The 1,251-nt window shown below is 75.8% G+C and carries 2 protein-coding genes; both read right to left on the reverse strand.

Going from position 1 to position 1,251, the window contains the following annotated elements; genetic code table 11:
* Positions 1 to 385: enoyl-CoA hydratase/isomerase family protein (locus tag GBZ26_RS29445; RefSeq protein ID WP_174441812.1), on the reverse strand; the 385-nt coding region annotated here is incomplete at its 3' end.
* A partial coding sequence (locus GBZ26_RS29450) for a CaiB/BaiF CoA transferase family protein (RefSeq protein WP_174441813.1) occupies positions 385 to 1,251 on the reverse strand: 867 nt, incomplete at its 5' end. The genes GBZ26_RS29445 and GBZ26_RS29450, both read right to left, overlap by 1 nt.

The raw sequence follows: 1,251 nt of genomic DNA on the forward strand, positions 1-1,251 counted from the left end.
CCGCGGCGGCGGCGGGGAGGCCCCGGCCGAGGGCGCGGCGGCCTCGGCCGCCGAGGCAGGGGCCCCGGCCATGGGCGCCGGCCGGCTGCCGGGCGGGAACCGGCGCCCCTGGCGCCGCCTCGCCCGCGGCGTCGTAGACCCGCCCCTCGGCCTCGCCGCTGCGCTTCTCGGAGAATTGCGAGATGTCGGCCCCGGCGCAGAAGGCGGCGTCGCCGGCCCCGCGCAGCAGGATGACGCGCACCTCCGGGTCCGCCTCGGCGCGGCGCACCAGATCGGGCAGCGCCGACCACATGTCGAGCGTCATGGCGTTGCGGCGCGCCGGGTTGTCGATGGTCAGCCGGGCGACCGGGCCGGTGGTCCGGTAGCGGAGCGACGGCCCATCCATCAGATCACCCGCCGGCTGCGGAAATCGGCGACCTCCTGCGGCGTGTAGCCGAGGCCGCCGAGGATGTCGTCGGTGTGCGCCCCGGCCTCCGGCGTGGGGGCGGCGATGCCGGCCGGGGTGCGCGACAGCACCACCGGCTGGCCGACCAGCCGGATGGCGCCGCGGCGGGGGTGCTGCACCGGCACCGCCATGCCCAGATGCTCGACCTGCGGGTCGGCGAACACCTCGTCCATCCGGTTGACCGGCCCGGCCGGCACGCCATGCGCGGTGAAGGCGTCCAGCCACTCGCGCGACGGGCGCCCCGCCAGGATGGCGCCGAGTTCGGCGTTGAGCCGCGGCCGGTTGGCCAGACGGTCGGGTTCGCTGCGGAATTCGGGCCGCTCGGCGAGGGCCGGATGCCCGATGGCGCGGCACAGGCGGCGCCACAGATCCTCGCCGGAGGCGCCGATGTTGATGAAGCCGTCCGCCGTCCGGTACAGACCCATGGGCGTCGAGGTGGGGTGGTCGTTGCCCGCCTGCTCCGGCACCACGCCGTCGACGAGGTAGCGGGCGGCTTGGAAATCGAGCAGGGCGATCTGGCTCTGCAGCAGCGACGTCTGCACCCACTGCCCCTCACCGGAGTCTCCGCGCTCGGCCAGCGCGATCAGGATGCCGACGACGGCGTAGAGGCCGGAGGCGCTGTCGGCGATGGCGACGCCGGCGCGCACCGGCCCCTGGCCGGGCAGCCCGGTGAGCCACATCAGCCCGCCCATGCCCTGGGCGATCTGGTCGAAGCCGCCGCGGTCGCGGTACGGGCCGGTCTGCCCGAAGCCGGAGATGGAGGCCAGGACGATGCGCGGGTTGATCGCCCGCAGCGTCTCGTAGTC

Source organism: Azospirillum formosense, from assembly GCF_013340925.1.
Lineage (GTDB): Bacteria > Pseudomonadota > Alphaproteobacteria > Azospirillales > Azospirillaceae > Azospirillum > Azospirillum formosense.